The 15,819-nt window shown below is 57.7% G+C and carries 18 protein-coding genes; all 18 read right to left on the bottom strand.

The annotated features are described in order from the left end of the window. Positions 1-2: 2 nt before the first annotated feature. The 18 genes from OSO_RS0128050 to OSO_RS0127960 all read right to left on the bottom strand — a co-directional run bounded on the left by OSO_RS0128050 (position 3) and on the right by OSO_RS0127960 (position 15,767). On the bottom strand, positions 3-1,913 hold the full coding sequence (locus OSO_RS0128050; RefSeq protein WP_010586315.1) for a hypothetical protein: 1,911 nt from the start codon (positions 1,911-1,913) through the stop codon (positions 3-5). After that, positions 1,914-4,301: a hypothetical protein gene (locus tag OSO_RS0128045; protein ID WP_010586314.1), complete on the bottom strand. Its 2,388-nt coding sequence runs from the start codon at positions 4,299-4,301 to the stop codon at positions 1,914-1,916. Between the two features lie 103 nt (positions 4,302-4,404). After that, on the bottom strand, positions 4,405-4,854 hold the full coding sequence (locus tag OSO_RS0128040; RefSeq protein ID WP_010586312.1) for a hypothetical protein: 450 nt from the start codon (positions 4,852-4,854) through the stop codon (positions 4,405-4,407). Beyond that, entirely contained in the window at positions 4,854-5,321 is a 468-nt protein-coding gene (locus tag OSO_RS0128035) for a phage virion morphogenesis protein (protein ID WP_010586311.1), read from the bottom strand. The genes OSO_RS0128040 and OSO_RS0128035 overlap by 1 nt, the downstream gene beginning before the upstream one ends. Positions 5,322-5,336: 15 nt before the next feature. Continuing rightward, positions 5,337-6,278: a phage tail tube protein gene (locus OSO_RS0128030; protein ID WP_010586310.1), complete on the bottom strand. Its 942-nt coding sequence runs from the start codon at positions 6,276-6,278 to the stop codon at positions 5,337-5,339. A 54-nt stretch (positions 6,279-6,332) separates the two neighbouring features. After that, positions 6,333-7,283 (bottom strand): hypothetical protein, encoded by a 951-nt coding sequence (locus OSO_RS0128025; RefSeq protein ID WP_010586309.1) that lies wholly within the window; start codon positions 7,281-7,283, stop codon positions 6,333-6,335. A 1-nt stretch (position 7,284) separates the two neighbouring features. Next, entirely contained in the window at positions 7,285-7,623 is a 339-nt protein-coding gene (locus OSO_RS0128020; RefSeq protein ID WP_010586308.1) for a hypothetical protein, read from the bottom strand. 2 nt (positions 7,624-7,625) lie between these two features. Beyond that, positions 7,626-8,141 (bottom strand): hypothetical protein, encoded by a 516-nt coding sequence (locus OSO_RS0128015; protein WP_010586307.1) that lies wholly within the window; start codon positions 8,139-8,141, stop codon positions 7,626-7,628. A gap of 94 nt (positions 8,142-8,235) precedes the next feature. Then, positions 8,236-8,670 (bottom strand): thioredoxin family protein, encoded by a 435-nt coding sequence (locus OSO_RS0128005; protein ID WP_010586306.1) that lies wholly within the window; start codon positions 8,668-8,670, stop codon positions 8,236-8,238. Between the two features lie 4 nt (positions 8,671-8,674). Next, positions 8,675-8,866, bottom strand: a complete 192-nt coding sequence (locus OSO_RS0128000; protein WP_040592668.1) for a hypothetical protein — start codon at positions 8,864-8,866, stop codon at positions 8,675-8,677. 2 nt (positions 8,867-8,868) lie between these two features. Further along, positions 8,869-10,077, bottom strand: a complete 1,209-nt coding sequence (locus OSO_RS0127995) for a hypothetical protein (protein WP_010586304.1) — start codon at positions 10,075-10,077, stop codon at positions 8,869-8,871. A 42-nt stretch (positions 10,078-10,119) separates the two neighbouring features. After that, positions 10,120-10,833 carry a hypothetical protein gene (locus OSO_RS0127990; RefSeq protein WP_010586303.1) on the bottom strand — a complete coding sequence of 238 codons (714 nt, stop codon included), beginning with the start codon at positions 10,831-10,833 and terminating at the stop codon, positions 10,120-10,122. 11 nt (positions 10,834-10,844) lie between these two features. Next, the gene (locus OSO_RS0127985) at positions 10,845-13,067 is read right to left on the bottom strand and encodes a hypothetical protein (RefSeq protein ID WP_010586302.1); all 2,223 of its coding nucleotides are present in this window, start codon (positions 13,065-13,067) and stop codon (positions 10,845-10,847) included. Between the two features lie 3 nt (positions 13,068-13,070). Next, positions 13,071-13,619, bottom strand: coding sequence for a hypothetical protein (locus OSO_RS0127980; RefSeq protein ID WP_010586301.1), 549 nt, complete (start codon positions 13,617-13,619; stop codon positions 13,071-13,073). Then, positions 13,616-14,008, bottom strand: coding sequence for a hypothetical protein (locus OSO_RS0127975; RefSeq protein WP_010586300.1), 393 nt, complete (start codon positions 14,006-14,008; stop codon positions 13,616-13,618). Before OSO_RS0127975 ends, OSO_RS0127980 begins: the two co-directional genes overlap by 4 nt. Before the next feature lie 23 nt (positions 14,009-14,031). Next, a complete protein-coding gene (locus tag OSO_RS51025) occupies positions 14,032-14,178 on the bottom strand; it encodes a hypothetical protein (RefSeq protein ID WP_193378350.1) in 147 nt (48 codons plus the stop codon). 136 nt (positions 14,179-14,314) lie between these two features. Beyond that, positions 14,315-14,737, bottom strand: coding sequence for a hypothetical protein (locus OSO_RS0127965; protein ID WP_010586299.1), 423 nt, complete (start codon positions 14,735-14,737; stop codon positions 14,315-14,317). Between the two features lie 97 nt (positions 14,738-14,834). Next, the gene (locus OSO_RS0127960) at positions 14,835-15,767 is read right to left on the bottom strand and encodes a major capsid protein (protein WP_010586298.1); all 933 of its coding nucleotides are present in this window, start codon (positions 15,765-15,767) and stop codon (positions 14,835-14,837) included. Positions 15,768-15,819 lie beyond the last annotated feature (52 nt).

The following is a 15,819-nucleotide window of genomic DNA, read 5'->3' as shown; positions in this document are numbered from 1 at the left end:
GGTTAGTGCCCTTCCGATCGTTGCGCGTTTCCGGCGTCGTCGACGTAGACGTACGGGTCGTAAGTAGTGACGGAATCCAATTCGCTGACCGTGTCGCCTTTGTACGTCTGGAACGTCCGGTATCCGTACGTCGTGATCGGTCGACCCGCAAATTGCGAGTACGTGTACTGAGTACACGATTTGATCCGCAGCCGTTCACGCAGTTGCGCGGGATCTTGTCCGTACAAATCGAGCCAGTTTCCATTGAACGTGATGGCCGTTGTCGGCTGATCGCCGAACGTGTATTCCACGTCGGTCACGACCGCAAACATTGCTTCCCAGCCTGTCGTCGAACCTTCCGCGTCGACGATGTTGACCTGTTTTCCGAGACGGCAAAACGAGTAATCGCATCCCGCCAGCACAACATTCCCGACGTACATCACATCCTTGCGCGTCTCAAGCAAGTACTCCGCAAGCTTCGTGAATGCCGCCCGCCGTGCAGTCGATGTCACGGGGACGCCGAGTTCGCGGCCGATCGCCAGCGACTCGTCATACAGTCGATACTCTTTCTCGATCCCCAATTCAGAATAGGCGGTACCGGAATAGCCGGTCGCGGGCGAACGCACTTCGAGTGGCGTGACGTAGGGGGCCCAAATCAGTTTGAACGCGTTCGGGGGAAATCGCGTTTGGGTCGAACCCGGGACGACCGATTGACCTCGCATGTCTGTCGCGGTGGTGAAAGGAACGACGCCCCCTTGGAACGCAACGATGCCATTTAAGTAATCGAACCAGACTCCGCCAGCGGCTTGCCACGTCGCGCCCATGTCCCACGACAGAAGGAACACGGGCACACGCGTCGCATTGCTGTAATCACCGACGGGCAATTGCACCCAATCGGCGAGCATCCTTGCCCCCGATCGATACTGAGGATCGTGGATCTGGAACGCGGTGTAACATTGGGCCGTGTGCATGCCTCCCGAATCTGAATAATTCTCGATGAAGACGGGCATACCGAGCGGCTGAAGATTCCCGGACCCGAGCGAACCAAGCGTCGCATCCCAATAGAAAAAGCCGGTCCCGAGACTTGGCGGCCCATAGATCTTGACGGCCGTGTAACAGTCTTCGTAACTCGGCGTGATTTCCAGTCCGATGACAGGATGTTCGTTCACAACACCGAGTCCGTCGGGCAAGCCAGAATCGTTCAGCTTCAAATTGACAAAAGGTGTCACGCCGGGATTGTTGAGGCGGTGAAATCGCAGCAACTTTTCCCCGGGGTGAAAAAACGCCCGAAATCGTGGTTCGTGCCGATAGACCTGTTCAATCGCCGCGCGAATCGTCACCGATTCCCACACCACTTTTTCTTGCGGGATGAAATCCATCGGGATTAGGTCTGCCGGGGCGTAACCGATCGAACCGTCGGTCGCATCAAGATAGGTGAGCGGTTCGAAACAATAGTCCAGCAAGCCGGCGAGCATTTCGCCGACGGTCGAATTCTGTGCGACCGAGTACGCGTAGTCCTCATCGCCAGAATTTTTGGCGTTGATGACCATGCGCGGCACGGACCCAATCGCGGGATTGTTTGCCCCCGCGTCGTACGGCAGGTTCATGACCGTGACGCTTTTCGCGGCCTCGTATGTGGGATCGAACGCCACATACTCGACTTCATTCGAGTGCGATCCCGGTCCAACCTGCATGACCAATCCAAAGAACAGCGGGTTCGTGTTGGTGAGGCCCGCGCCGGCGTCATCCCACAAACGCACCCACGCGTATTGCGGAATCGGCGCGGATTGCTCGGGAGCATCCATTGACCACGCGAATCGTGATGCGGACTGATACGACATCAGGACCGAATGCAGCTTGACCCCGTTCGTGTCCATGTCGACGTCGTTCCACACACCGAACCGACCGACGCGATACTGAAGAAACACGGTCATTTAGTTCAAACTCCCGACCTGGCTGGCGGTGGATTGGGTCGTTTTCGCGGACTGTGATTTGAGCCCCTTCGAAAACGAAATGATCTGCTGCATGGTCGCGTCGGCGTTGTCGATCGACTGTTGCTGATTGGCCAGCGTTTTCAGCATCTCGACCATCGCTTTCGTTTGGTCGTCAGACAACTTTCCTTGCTTCTGCAGGGTGATCAGGTTTTCCTGAGCCACCTTGTTTTGAGCCCCCGCGACTTCATTCTCTTTGAGATTTCCGGACTCGAAATCATTCATCGCGGATTTGCGAGCGATCTTCGCGGCTCGATCTTGATTGCGGTCGAACTGACGCATGGCGCCCTTGTCGCCCGCTTCGCCCTTCAGGAATAGTTGTTCGTCCTTGATCCCCTGTGCGTTCATGGCCGCTTCGGCCCGCTGGTCTTGGATCGCCTTCAAAACCTTTTTGGGATCGGCCGCTTGCATGACCTTCTGAGCGTCGAACGTCTTTTCGGTCAGCGCCTTGACCTTCGCGATCCGTTCCTCTTCCGCGCGGTACTTTGCGAGCTCGGCGTCCTTGAACTTGTTCGCATCCGCTTCAATCATTTCCCGCTGAAACTTGCCGGTTTCGTCGATACGTTGCTTACGTCGATCGAACAAGACTTTGTCACGATCTGCGAGCAGCTTCGATTCTGCCATCGCTCGTTCATGCGCCGTGCCGCCGGTCTTTTCGTTCTTCTCCCGTTCGCGGTCGATGGCATCGAGTTTGCGCTGAGCTTCGGTGTCGATCTGTTTCAGCTTATCGGTGTGCATCTCTTTGGCGAACGATTTGTCCATCGCCGCTTGCTGCGCTTTGATCTGCGATTCCTTGGAACCGCCCAGCTTCATCCGCGCCGCCACCAGTTCCTTTTCGATCTCGAGCTGTTCCTTTGCTCGGGCGATCTGGTTTTCGTGCTTCTGATCCTGTAGGGCGAATCCGATGGCGCGGCCCATCTCGTTAAAATTCGCGACGCGCTTGCGTTCAACTTCCAAGAGCTTTGTTGATGCGATCGACTGTTCGTCGCTCATCCGCATCTCTTCGGTATAGACCGACTTCTTTTGCTCGTGTGCCTTTCTGGCCGCGTCTGCCACCTGTTTTTCAACGGTGACGCGACGATCGGCCAACCAGTTCAATCGCTGAAGAAACGATTTGGACAACTCTTCGTCGAGCTTCCCGGCTTGAGCCGCGGCGACCATCTTGTCACGGGTCGCCTGAATTTCGTCGTCGATGCCTTTGACAGACTTAATTGAGTTCAGTCGTTCCGATTCAGCGCGGGACTCGGCTTTTTGTTGCAGTTCCTGATTGATCGATCGAATCGCGGCGAACCCGCTGGCCTCTTTCTTTCGTTGCTCCTCGAGCTTCGCATGCGTCTCTTTGAGTTCACGCACGACGGCGATTTCGTCCTTGTACCCCTGATAAGTCGATCCGGTCATCTGCGCGAAGTAGGCCCGCATTTCGATGACGCCATCGTTATAGGCTTGGTTCAGATGACCGATATTCTCGATCATGATGTCCGTGCGCATCGTGAAGTCTTTGTCGAAGGCCTCCTTTAGACCGAACGAGAAATCAAACCAGGGCCCTTCCATGAATGACCCGATTGCTTCTCCCGCTTCGCCGATGTCTCGGGACACCGATTTCGAGAAGTTGCCCATTGCGCCATTCACGCGATCGAGGTTTGTCTCAATCTTCGTCGTACCATCCGCGAGGGTGACCATTCTCGCGCCTGTCCGCGCGAGGATCATTTCATAGCCCTTCCACCCGATCGTCGCGCCAAGAATGAATGGGCCTGCGCCGGTCGCGGCATTGATGGCCGCTTTGCCAGCGATCTCGGCGGACTTGCCCAACAGACCGTAGCCGATTGTCTGGTCTGCGATCGCGGCCGATCCCGCAATCATTGCGGCCCGATTGCGATTCAGTGCGCCGCCAAGTTGCTCGTGACTCGTCGCGGCTTGGCCGACAGATACCGCATTTGCAGCGGCCGAACGCCCGGACGCAATCAGGTATGTCGCCATGCCACCGAGTGCGACCGTACCACCCACCGCCCACCGAATGAGCGACGCGCCTTCCTTCACCAACAACTGTTCCATGTAGGCTTGGGTGTTCACGACCGCCAACGTGATCGACTCGAACGCCTTCACGCCAGCCACCGAGATATCACCAAAGACGCGGACGGACGTTGCCGACAGTTCGGAATAGTCCCGCTTCTGCTGCTGCACGATGATCGTTTGCCGCTGCTGAATTTCGGCGAATCGCTCCGCGCTCTTCGCGGTGACGATGGTTGTTTCGCCGACTTTCTTTAAGGCGGTATCAATCGCGGTCAGGCCATCGGTGATCTGGTCATCGAGGGTCAATGTCAGCGCGGGCATTTTCCGACCTTCTCTTTCATCAGTTCATGCACGGCCAACAACTGATCAAGATGTTGACCGGGGAGCGCTAACAACTGGTCCACCGTGCCGCCGATCGTCTGGCTTAAGTCTGCGACGGTGGCTCGGTAGAGGTATTCGCGGACGACGGGGTGACTTGTGCCGCCGGCTGCGATGCGCCCCACGGCGCGGCGGGCTCCCCCAACGCGGCCTCATCGGTGAAGTAGAGCGGTGCCAGGATGTCCTTGAGTTGTTCCACCACAGACGGATGTTTCGACATCACGCGTTGAAGCATCTCGTGAGAGAACGGAATCGGCTTGCCGTCGGTACCGGTGATTCCAATCCAGTCCACGATACGTCGACAACGTCTCATGAATTGATCGCGGTATGCAGCTGCGTGACGCGCGCCGTTTGCTTTGACCATCTCGTACAGAATGCCTTCATCGGTCAATCGCTCGTCAGCCGAAGGCGGCTCAAGACACACATCAAATGACCCACCAGGCACATTGATCGTACGAATAACGTTTGGAACCACAGCGTCGGAGAATTGAAACATCAGTCTTTTCCATCCTTGATTTGTCGGTAAAAGTATTGAATCACCACGTAGTCCAACGCATTCCGCCAGACACGAGGAAGAACCGTTGGAATCAGTCGCCGCCGGATGTTGAACCAGTGTGCATGCGGAGCGTCGTAAGCGACGCGCACGCTGTCAGCCGCTGTGAAGTAAGTCAGGCTGGCTTGCATGCGGCCTGTCAGAACCCCCTGCACCGTCGGTGGGGCTCGCAGAAGTCCCCGTCGAGCAAGCGCCTCGCGCCGAGCGACGGTCGAGGCCTTCGGGGCTGGCCACTTTCGCCCGCTGAAACCCGTTCGCCCACGCGACAAATTGTCGAAGTAGATGCGGGCCAGTCCGACAAGCTTGCTTCCGCATTGATCGAGAATGACAGGCGTCGCGGCGGACAAATCCGAGCGAATCGAATTAATCCACGCGCGACCACCTGCGTTAGAAAAACGGACCGTAAGCACGGCAACCCCTTGCGATCACGCTTCCGTCCACGTCATCGTCGAACTCGGCGACGCCGTATCTGGTTTGAGCACGTTCCACGTGAGCGGATTCTCGATCACTCCGACGCCGCCGCTTTCATCCGAATCAACAAACGACAGCCGCGGGAACGCGACCGTACACACTGTAAAGTCGGTACCTGGGCCACCCGTGCCGTTGTGCAACCCCTTTAAGACGAGCTCTCCGGGGAGTTCTGTCATCTCCAAATCGTTTCGGAGCACGTCGAACGAATTGTCGCTTTTCAGAGGAGTGATCGAGAACGATTCGACCCAACCGGCTTTCGGACAAGACGTCGGCACTTTCGAGTTTTGATAGACCGGCGCAACACTGCGTTGCACCGACCACTGGAACGAACTGAACGGCATGACCGTGCCGTCGAGTTTGAATGAACAGTCTTCCCACAGGAAATCGACGAGTTGGTGTCGATCGTTCGGGGGAGTGCTGGTTTGACCGGACAGAATGGTTTCCGTCTTGCCGATCAGTTCTAGCGTCAACTTGATGCCGGCCTCAGAACCTGCGAGCGTCGCTTGGTTCACGCGAAGTCCCGCGTGCTGTTTGTCGTCGTCGTGAGACGTGTAGACCCACTGTGCGGACTTTGATCGCGGCGCCTTGCTCTCGTGATCGGTAAACCCCCATTCGAGCATTGCTTGTGCGAGCGAGGTCAACAGGCCCGTCGGCTTCCAGCCGTACAGCGATGTGACCAGATTGCCCGCCGGATGGCCGGACACATTCCGCGAGTACTTCCGCTGCATGAGACCGGCACGCGGTTGCCCCGCCAAGTTCTTCGGCTTGAAGCGGACCGTGTAGTCATCACACGGGGTATCGACCCAAACCGGCGAGCCCGGCAGTGTGGCCCACGATGATTCGACGGCGAGCCGTAAGAATCGTTGAGCGCCAATCAGGATGTTTGGTTCCGTCATTTGAATTGAATCCTTTCAAAATGCCGCTTCGCTCCGCGAAACGTTGTCGAACAACTAAGCGTTGTACGGGGTGGAAATGCCGGTAATGACAAAACCGCAAGTCAGCTTTAGTGCCTTCACTTGGCCGGAACGACCGAGCTCGATCGAGTCGAGATTGATCGGCGAATTTTTTTCGGGAAATCGCCCGCAAGCGCGTCGGACGTATTCGACGTTCTGTCCCTCGGGCTTGCATTGCCAGATCGCACGTACGATCTGAGACGCGCGGTATTCGGCCAAACTGGTCTGATGCGGCGGGAACCAGGCCGTAACGTTGATCATCGCCGGCCAGTCTTGAGCCAGGTTCGTCAAATGCCGCGGTGACGTCGGGCCCCATGTGACAGCGATTGCCGGAAACTCGAATTCAGCGGGATCATGCAACGCTAGTTCGTCGAGGTCCGCATCGTCACGAAATGCACGCGTCCATGTGGTTTCGTCCCACTCGGACCAGTTTTCGAGAGCGTCCCACACGGCGCGGCGAATCTTGGTCAGGATCGTTGTCGGCGTCGTGTCGTCCTGTACGATCGGCGACACACGACGCAGGACGTCGCAATCGAGCACGATCTTCGAAGTGTACAATCCAGGCGAAACGGCAGACGCGATGTCAAAGGGATGCAACGTCACGAGCTGATCGACACGGGCAGTTTCACTGTGATAGTTCGCCAGCGCGTCGAGAAGTACTTCTTCGAGCGCGTGGTTCTCATTGAGTTGCGTTTGGTCTTGTTTCGGCATCCGGCGACGGATCGTCACCGGGATTAGGTACTGATCGAGAATCGTCGCAGTCGTGCGGCCGAGTCGCTGCGAGGACTCAAAGCCAATCACAATTTCGGGGTCAACAGACTTCGCGGGCAAGTCCGACACGTCAACGTCCGCAATGCGCACCGTGTACTGCAACGGGCGATCGTTCGCGGGAATCGCCTCGAGCATCGCCTTCAGTCCGGTCTGCAACGTCGTTACGGCCGCTGTCATGTCATTCCTCGATTGTGTGGATCCGGTACGCGGTCGAGTCCTGCCCGTACCATCGCACGGGCGATTGCTTTGCGTCGGGATATCCGACAGTAAAGACGGATCCGTTTTGCAAAGTGATCACGTCGCCGGCTGCCGGCTTGCCGATGGCTCCCGTCTGTTCGACGGTCATCATGAAATCTGACACCGTGAACTTCGTCATCGTGCCATCTTGGCCGATCACTTGACCGCTGCTGATCCCGCGCAATGCGCGAGTCCGTACAACGGTTGATCCGCGAGTCAGCGTGACGTCAACGCCGCGCTGACCTTGGAGACACAACAAGTGATCGGCGGATGAAAACATAACTAAGCGGCCTTTTTGGGAGTCCACTTGCGAACGGGTTTCGGCTGTTCGGCAACCGGTTCGACGGAAGGTTCTTCCGTCACCAATTCGGCGGTTTCTTCGATCATCTGTTCGTCCGTGACGACATCGACGGACGATTCCGCTTGCTCAGACACAGCGCTGGTCACTTCGACGGTTTGTTCATCAGTCGTCGAAACCGATTTGGTATCGGTCATTTCCGGTACCGGCTCAGGCTCGATCGTCGGTGCGCTTTGTGATACCGACTCGACGTCGCTGGTTGCTTCTCCTGCAGGCTCGCCAGTCTGTTCGACGGCTTGGGTTGCTTCGCCCGGGGCGATCGTTTCCGACTTGTCGAGGCCCTGCTCTGCCCGCATCTGTAGCCAACGTTTGTGCAAGAAATCGCCAGCCTTCTCGATCGTTTCCAGATCGAAGAACGGGGCGAGATATTCAAGCACTTCGAGCGCATGCCCGGCATTCTTCACGGCCGCTGTGATCAGTCGGCAAATGTGCGGAATCATGGGGATCCTTCCACCATCAAAGAAAACACAAGTGCGACCGCGACGACCGCGACCGCCAAGAGAAATCCCGCTTCGGCCAGCGCGGCCAAGCGGTTCACGGTTTCGCCCTTTCCGTGTTGATTGCGGTTGCCAAAGCGTCGGGTGTGATCCGGCCTTGAATGCGTTTCACTTCCTTGCCGTTGCGGCGAATGATTGTGCAAGGGATCGAATGCACGCCCACGGCGGCGAACGTGGCATCATCCTTTTGGATCAGCACGTGAGCCGACTTCGCGTCCGTCGCGTTCGCTCTCTTTACGATCCACCCGTCGGGCGGTAGTTCGCGTTCGACATCGGCAACGTAACCACGACAAGGCCCACACCACTCGGCGCTGTAGATCGTGGCTTGCACCGTTTCGTTTCCGCCGGCACCGATCATGATGTTGACCGATCCGGATGAACTGTTCGAGCGGTTCAGTCCACACAAAGCGATCCCGAAGGCGACGGCGATCCCGATCAGGACTTGAGTACAGGCTTGGCGAACAGAATGCATCGAGTCACCTACGAAACACAAACTTGAAGAACTGCAAGCACAACCACGCGACGATCACGAAGACGAGCACCACGACGAGGCCGAATCCGAGATACACCAGATTCGGAATCATGCCGATGAATCCCCAGATCGAAACTACCGGGGTGAACACCCATCCGAGAAATGACGCGACCGGACGCGGTCGCGTTTCTCGCACTTTCAACCGTTCGGCGTGGGCGCGTTCCCGCTCGAGGCGGGCGCTCTCCAATCTCGCCCGCTGCTCTGCGGTGCGTAGTTCACGCTCTGCGGCGTGGTCATGACTTGGCCCTGCGTCGGGTGCAACAGTTGGGCGGTCATCATCTCGAGGCCTGCGCCGGTCGCGCCTGTGCGTCCGGCCAATAACCTTGGTATGAAGATCCCCGCCATGATCCCCATCAGGACCAGCGCTACCATCAACCCCAAGCGGTCCAGCGACACGGCCGATAGCATGCCGTTCGCTGGATTGGTGGGGTTTACTGGCACGACACATTCCGGGGGCGCACACACGCTCGGCGGGTCGATCGCGGCCGGCGGATGCTCTTTCTGATACATCAGCCACTTCATCCGGACGATATCCATACTCGTTTCGCCCGGTCCGGTGACGATCGGCAGAATGAATTCGGGCGTTGCACCCGGGCACGCCGCTTGAATCTGTTCGATCGTCAACGTCTTCGGTTTGGCGGGTGGCCACTCAAAAGGCAAGTTCGCTTCCGGTTGCACGTTGAATGGCTGTGCATTGAACGGCGGCGCCGGTGCGAACTGCGGTTGTGGTTGGACGGGTTGGACATTGAACGGCGGAGCAACGCCGACGGCATGTTTCACGCCGACCTGATTCACGCTTTCCAGTTTGTCGACATAGTTCAGCACCGCTTCGCGCAGCTTGTCGGCAAGGTCGCGGCCCGTCAGTTGCCCGTGGATGATTTTGACGATCGTCTTCGGCGGGCCAAATTGACCCGACAAAGGCGGCTGCAGCACGATCGCCGGTACGCCAGCTTTGTTTACCGCAGGAATGACTGACTCGAGCCAATCACGTTGAGTTTGATCGGCAATCGATCGGACGTGGTAATGAGTCGTCGACGTCGCCGGGTTTCCAGCGTTGACCCAATGCCGCATATCGGGATCGCGTTCGACCGTTTGTCGCATGATTTCCGACGATCGCTCGCCGGGACGCACGATTAACGTAATGAACCATTTACCAGAGTCGTCGGCGGGCGGAGCAAGAGCGGCGGCTCGCAATCCAGATCGGACGGTTCCTGTTTCTTCAACGTGATTGCCTCGTCGAGCGACTTCGTGCGTCGACACCTCGGGGACGTCTCGCGGTCCCTCTGCGTGGCCGCGAATGCTGACCAGGGCGAATGCCGCCACAAAAAAGAGAATCGTTTTCCACATACCATCATCCTTGAAAAAAGTGTCTTCATTGCCCGGCGGAAATCATTTCCACCAGGGGCGAAACTCCGGCGGGGGCGAACTCGGTTTTTGCAGGATCACGCACCATGGGCCGCTCTCGGCGTGCAACTGGCGAAACTGTCGATCCGGATATCGATCGACCTTGTGAGTCGAATTGTTGTTGCAGACGAACCACTCGCCCGTGTTCGGGTCGCGGCCGTACAACGTTTGAAAATGAGCAGTCCCCGCACCGATCGCGGCGAATCGTCCCGTTTTGGCCGCCCACACCATCCATGGAATTGTCTCGTCGATCGAGTTGCCCGTTACAGACCAGGCTTTGATTCCGCGTTGATCGCAATACTGCTCGACGCGGCTTGGCCACGATCCCCCCCGCACCGCTGGCCCGTAGGGCGAATCCCAAAGTAGAGATGCGGCGTTCGGATCATTGCAATGGATACCTGTCATACCGATGCTGCATTGAACGCAAGACCCGTCCGGGTTCTTGAACCACGCCCTCGTCTCGGGACTCAACTGCATCATCTGAATCGGCTCGGCGCCCCGAGCGTTTGCACACCAAGCCAGACCGATCATCAGGGCAAGCATCGCCGCAACCTGTCCAACGGGCGGACGCGTCGGGGGTGCAACCGACAACACGGCGTCGCCCGGACCTGCAGGACGATAGACGACAGTTAGTCGATCGAGCTTACGACCGAACCGCCACAACATGACCGCAACCAGACACAACATCAGAAAATCCACGGCGACTCCTTTCAACACTCACACAACTTGCTTGGAACAACAATCAGCGTTCCCCGCAGGCCTTCGGGCGTAATCCTTCGCCCGGCAGCCAGGTAGAACGCGATCCAGAATTCACCCTCGGCCGTCGTTTGCAGTCGTGACGTCTGTTCGGATGTCGGCGTGAATTGCACGGTCCGGGTATTGCCCGTCGGAACGGTGGCGGTACCGGTGAACACAACCGTTCGCCGCTTCGGCGCATTCATCACGCACACGAGCGAGGCGACCGCCCCCGTTAGGTCCGGCAAACCTGTGCCATCGAAATCGAATTCGATTGCCCGCCCATCGATCGCCGCATAGTCGTCGCCGACTGTAAGACAAACGTCGATCGAGCCATCGTCGCCGCCAAAGACCGGGCCACGAACGCGGATCACGACCGCCGACAACGTCGATTTCATCGCGGCCAAGGCACCGTCACTAAACCCGCTGACTGTCACTGCACCGGATTCATCGCCGCCGATCGCCGCAATGATTTCATTCTTTGCGTCGTCGATCTCGATCGGGATCGCATCGACGGATGTCTGCACGGTCTGCACTCCGCCCCAAACCTGAGTCAACTTGCTCTGAATCCATGCACCGATCGAACCGACGACGTTCGCCGCAGAGTCTGCAAGCGACCACACTGCATTCGCGTTGTCTACGGCACTCGGGATCGCTGCTACGATCGCCGTACGGTTGGCTGTTGCGTTCGCCTCAGATGCTGGGTCGGCGGGCAGATTGACGACTTTCGCGTAAATGTTGCTCAGGGTCGTGATCGCGTCGTAATCCACAACACTCAGCCCGAAATCAGTGCGACGTGACGAGCCTGCAGCGGTACCCACCGCCAACAAGCCAAGACCTTCCGACGGAGCATTCGAAGCAATTGCAATCGTGAACTTGTAGACCCCAAGACTGTCACGGACTGGAGACGACAGATACGACGATCGACTTGTTCCGGCCGCGTTGATCAGAGACAGCGTCGGCAGAGCATCCATATCGATCAGATGGCCTTCCGCGTCGCGGACCGTTAGCACGAACGGATATACGGCTGAGCCAGATGATGGAATTTCCAGCAGTGGGCTGCCCGACAGGTTCGCCAGGGCGGACAGATTGTTGAGGTTGTTAACCGCTGACAGAATCGACGCCAGCTTCGTCGAGTTCGCGTCGATCTCTGTGCGGATTGCACTCGCAGATGGCAGCGCTGAGACGGCAGTACTCGTCGCGAGTCCGGCCTGAATCTTCGTCACAGCATCCGCCTTCAGCGATGCAGCATTGATCGCATCGGTGGCGATGTCCCCGGCCGCAATCGACGCGGGGAACTTCAGGGCAGACAGTTTGGGCTGGTAATTCGAAAGTACAGTTGGCCCGTATCCGACAAGATCCGGCACGCCCGTCGCGGTTCCATTCGGGGTGTAAACGCTATCGGGACCGGCTCCGCTCGCTGTCGTCCAATATGCCGATCCAAGCGTTCCCGGAACTGCGGAAATCACCCATCGGTCATTCGGCAGGTCATACCAAAGTCGCTGTAGTCCGCTGGCGTTCAAGTAGGACGCGCGATTTAGGTAGGCGCTATAGATCGTCCACGCTCCATTAGTCGCTGGCACCGTCGTCGCCGTCGAGATGAAATTCGATGCTCCAAGCAGCAATCGACCCTCAACATTGAATTGCTGAGCAGACATGACGCCCGTCGCCATTGATGCGGTGTAGGTATCGAGGTAACCGGCATTCGTGGTTGTGACGTTGTTGCCGTTCGCTTGGCGAACGTCAGACCTGACGATGCCACCCGCAAAGTTGAGTTGCCCCGTACCTGTACCTGACGACAGCAGAACGCTGGTGCAAATGTCGCGACCAGACTGGTTCACGCCGCCGATCTGTGTGGCATTGGCAACGACCGGTCCCGTGTCGATCACAGGCGCGACGAGGTTCTTACCGGTCGCATATCCGAAGATCCGGACCCGTCGTCCGGCAACGCTAATCGCCGCCGTGGGAAGGTCGAGCCGGTACACGCCGTTGCCGCGTTCCTTCAGACCGCCCGCTGACCAGGCCGTTGTTTCTGCTGCAAGGTCAGACAGCGAGATGGACGTTTTCGCGTTCGCCCCACCTACCGAGTAATAGACGTTCGGCATCGTCGCCGCGACCAGGCCCGTCACGGGAATTCCGGCATCGTCGTAAATTTCGATGTCGATCGAGGGATTCGTATCGGTGGATTGAACAAGCATGAATCAGGCCTCCAACATCATACGACGACGACGCAGCAACTTTGCAGACGCGGACGCGGTCGAGTAGGTCACAGTCACTTGTGCCGCGTACAGATAGACCAGGCCACCCACCAGGCCGCCGTCTCGCATCGTGAGCATCAGCCGGGCGCCATCCCACGCAGATTTTCCTGTCGCGCCTGTCACATTCGGCGTGAAAGTGAATGTGGTTGTTGTCGTCGTGTCGGTAACCGTTGCGGATGCGGTCAACGCGGTCGCCTCATCCGCCTGAACGAGCTGGCACGCAATCCACGCGCACGAGTTGGATTTGCTGTTGTCGCGGCGAACACGAATCGAGATCGAAACGCTGGTAGCGGCGACGAAGTCCCCAGGCATGTCACCCAACAAAAAGAACAACGGTTTCCCGCCGGAATCAGTGTTCGTGATGTAGTTCGAATCGTTGGGACTGCCCGTACCTTCTGAAACTGTCGCGTAGAGATTGGTCGTGCCGCCCGCCTGATCGCTGAAGCCGGTCTTCGTTCCGTCCCCGTTCGGGTAAACAGTCGCCGCGCTCATGGCTTCACCTCCAAGCCCAGCCATTTGAGGACGACAGAGGTTTGACCGAGCACGACACAAAACAGCCGTTTCACCACTTCGGGATCGCTGTCAATCGAGAATGCTCGATCGCCACCCCAGGACAAATTCTCAAGACGAAAGGCCTCGGCAACCATTTCAACTTGATGTGTGTATGCGTCCCTCGAGCAGAAAATGTGAGTGACTTCGTCAGATCCGATCGGACCCAGGTTGATGTCGAGCATTCGGTTCAACGTGTCGCCGCTGGCCTGTTCGACTGTCGTCATGTGGCGCAATGCAAGCCGCCTTGCTGGCTCCGCATACGCGACTGGGCAAATCGTGTTGATCACGACCGGAAACACCTCGCGCCCCGACGCATCGAATGCACGCATCAATACTGGCCTTTCACGGACTTCTATTTCACCGAGACGTTGAGACCGTGCGACTGACCGAAAGCGATTACGTACTTCGCAGCAAGTTCTTGAACTTCGGCACTGGCCCGTTCGGCAGCCTCTTGAGCGGCGATTGCCCGGGCCTTTGCCGCGTCGAGTTCCTTCAACATTTCTTCCATCGTTCGAGCCTTCAAAATGAAGTGAAATAAACAGACCGGCCGAGCCCGCCGCCTTGTAGACTCGCGTGAATTCTCGGCCGGTCACTGGACCGCGTTGACAGTCCTTGTCAGCACCTGACCGACACGGTCAGAACAGCATTTTCAGAGTCGCATTAACCGATGACGCATCTCCAGCCGCACTCTTTGCACCACGCAAGCCGACGTACCTTTGCACGTCGGTCGGCAGTGCGAACCGCTTCGTCTGGCCCTGTGCACCGGCACCGCCGGCGCCGGTTTGGATCATGATGTTGTCATAAAGAACCGTCGCGCTCTGAATGACTCCGTTCACGTCCACGGTTGCACCGGTCACAACAGACCATTTGAGCGTCGCGGCATCTCCGAGCATGCCCGTCGTGACTGCCGGCGCGGTCGCTAGGAAATCCACCGGGGCAGCGAAATCGCCCGTCGTATTCTGTCCCAGATCAAGACCGGGGGTCGTGACCGTTGCCGCGCTGGCTGGCAACGGAGTCGACACGGAAAGTTGAGCATCTTCCAGCAAACGTCGCTGCATGATGTCGTTCCTTAAAAAATGTACTCACTCTTAAAACGTGCGGCCCACGCCACAGAGGCCGAACGGGTTTCAATCAAGCACGATCGACGAATGACGATCAGACAGCGGTTTCGGTGAAAGTCAGAGACTGGGTCGCGGCGATCGGAATCCCTTCGATATCAGTCGGTCGCGGCGCGGGTGAACCGGTCGCGTTAAACGTGGTTCGGCTGGCTCGGAGTTGGCCGAGCAGCTTCTTCGGCATGAACAAGACGTCCGGCTGAACGTCCATTGCTTCGATCAACGCGTACAGAAGCGCATCGGTGAGCGGCTTTGCGGCCGAGACGTTCTTGATTCGCCCGATCGACCGGACCGAACCGACTTGCACACCTGGGTAGGCGAGCATGTCTTGAACGTAGGCTTTCATTGGTTTTCCGTTTCGGTAGACCGTCTCTACGGTCTTGTCCGGAATGTCCAATGCACCATTCTGTCCCCAAATCCACTGAACATCGCCCGGTCCAAATTTGACCGCCCAAACCGAACCACAGGCGTTACCGGTTCCGGTCGCGTCGATGGTGTAGGTATCGCTCACAGAGTCGATCAGGCCGGGGTGACCCTTCTGATCGCCGCCACTGTTCCGACCATAATAGAACTGATATCCGAGTGTTTGATTGGTGGCTTCATAGATGGCAATCGCTTCATCGGCGATGAAAGCGTCTGGTCCATCTTCTGCACGATCAGCGACCGCTTTGTCGGCTTCCCACCGCGGATTCATAATGAACGTTTCGACGGTGCGGTTTTCATACTTACCGGCGTCAACGTTCGTACCTTCGTTCGCATTTCGGAACCCAACAGTCGGGTTCTTGATGCGGACGAGTGTCTCGTAAGAAATCCCCTTGATGGTGCGGACCTGACCGACTCCGGGGATCGTCGAACCGTCCATGTTCTTGCCCGAAATTTCGGGCATCAGCTTCGACGTTTCCTGAATCAGCGGAACGGCTCGATCGCGGCCGTTGCGCTTTGCCATGTCCAACAGGGTTGGGTAATTCGGCATCGTGAAGGCTCCTTTCAAGAGCCTCCGTCGCGGTTAAAACAACTCAGTGTTT

It is taken from the genome of Schlesneria paludicola DSM 18645, assembly GCF_000255655.1.
GTDB classification, from domain to species: Bacteria; Planctomycetota; Planctomycetia; order Planctomycetales; family Planctomycetaceae; genus Schlesneria; species Schlesneria paludicola.
Note: the sequence above shows the minus strand (reverse complement) of the source record. Positions and strands in the feature narration are given on the sequence as shown.

Excerpts from the sequence above, each read along its gene's own strand:
- OSO_RS0127965 (WP_010586299.1), bottom strand. The coding sequence starts at position 14,737 with ATGCAGCGACGTTTGCTGGAAGATGCTCAACTTTCCGTGTCGACTCCG.
- OSO_RS0128015 (WP_010586307.1), bottom strand. The coding sequence starts at position 8,141 with ATGATTCCGCACATTTGCCGACTGATCACAGCGGCCGTGAAGAATGCC.
- OSO_RS0127960 (WP_010586298.1), bottom strand. The coding sequence starts at position 15,767 with ATGCCGAATTACCCAACCCTGTTGGACATGGCAAAGCGCAACGGCCGC.
- OSO_RS0127995 (WP_010586304.1), bottom strand. The coding sequence starts at position 10,077 with ATGTGGAAAACGATTCTCTTTTTTGTGGCGGCATTCGCCCTGGTCAGC.
- OSO_RS51025 (WP_193378350.1), bottom strand. The coding sequence starts at position 14,178 with ATGTTGAAGGAACTCGACGCGGCAAAGGCCCGGGCAATCGCCGCTCAA.
- OSO_RS0128030 (WP_010586310.1), bottom strand. The coding sequence starts at position 6,278 with ATGACGGAACCAAACATCCTGATTGGCGCTCAACGATTCTTACGGCTC.
- OSO_RS0128020 (WP_010586308.1), bottom strand. The coding sequence starts at position 7,623 with ATGTTTTCATCCGCCGATCACTTGTTGTGTCTCCAAGGTCAGCGCGGC.
- OSO_RS0128040 (WP_010586312.1), bottom strand. The coding sequence starts at position 4,854 with ATGTTTCAATTCTCCGACGCTGTGGTTCCAAACGTTATTCGTACGATC.
- OSO_RS0128025 (WP_010586309.1), bottom strand. The coding sequence starts at position 7,283 with ATGACAGCGGCCGTAACGACGTTGCAGACCGGACTGAAGGCGATGCTC.
- OSO_RS0127980 (WP_010586301.1), bottom strand. The coding sequence starts at position 13,619 with ATGAGCGCGGCGACTGTTTACCCGAACGGGGACGGAACGAAGACCGGC.
- OSO_RS0128050 (WP_010586315.1), bottom strand. The coding sequence starts at position 1,913 with ATGACCGTGTTTCTTCAGTATCGCGTCGGTCGGTTCGGTGTGTGGAAC.
- OSO_RS0128005 (WP_010586306.1), bottom strand. The coding sequence starts at position 8,670 with ATGCATTCTGTTCGCCAAGCCTGTACTCAAGTCCTGATCGGGATCGCC.
- OSO_RS0127975 (WP_010586300.1), bottom strand. The coding sequence starts at position 14,008 with ATGCGTGCATTCGATGCGTCGGGGCGCGAGGTGTTTCCGGTCGTGATC.
- OSO_RS0127985 (WP_010586302.1), bottom strand. The coding sequence starts at position 13,067 with ATGCTTGTTCAATCCACCGATACGAATCCCTCGATCGACATCGAAATT.
- OSO_RS0128045 (WP_010586314.1), bottom strand. The coding sequence starts at position 4,301 with ATGCCCGCGCTGACATTGACCCTCGATGACCAGATCACCGATGGCCTG.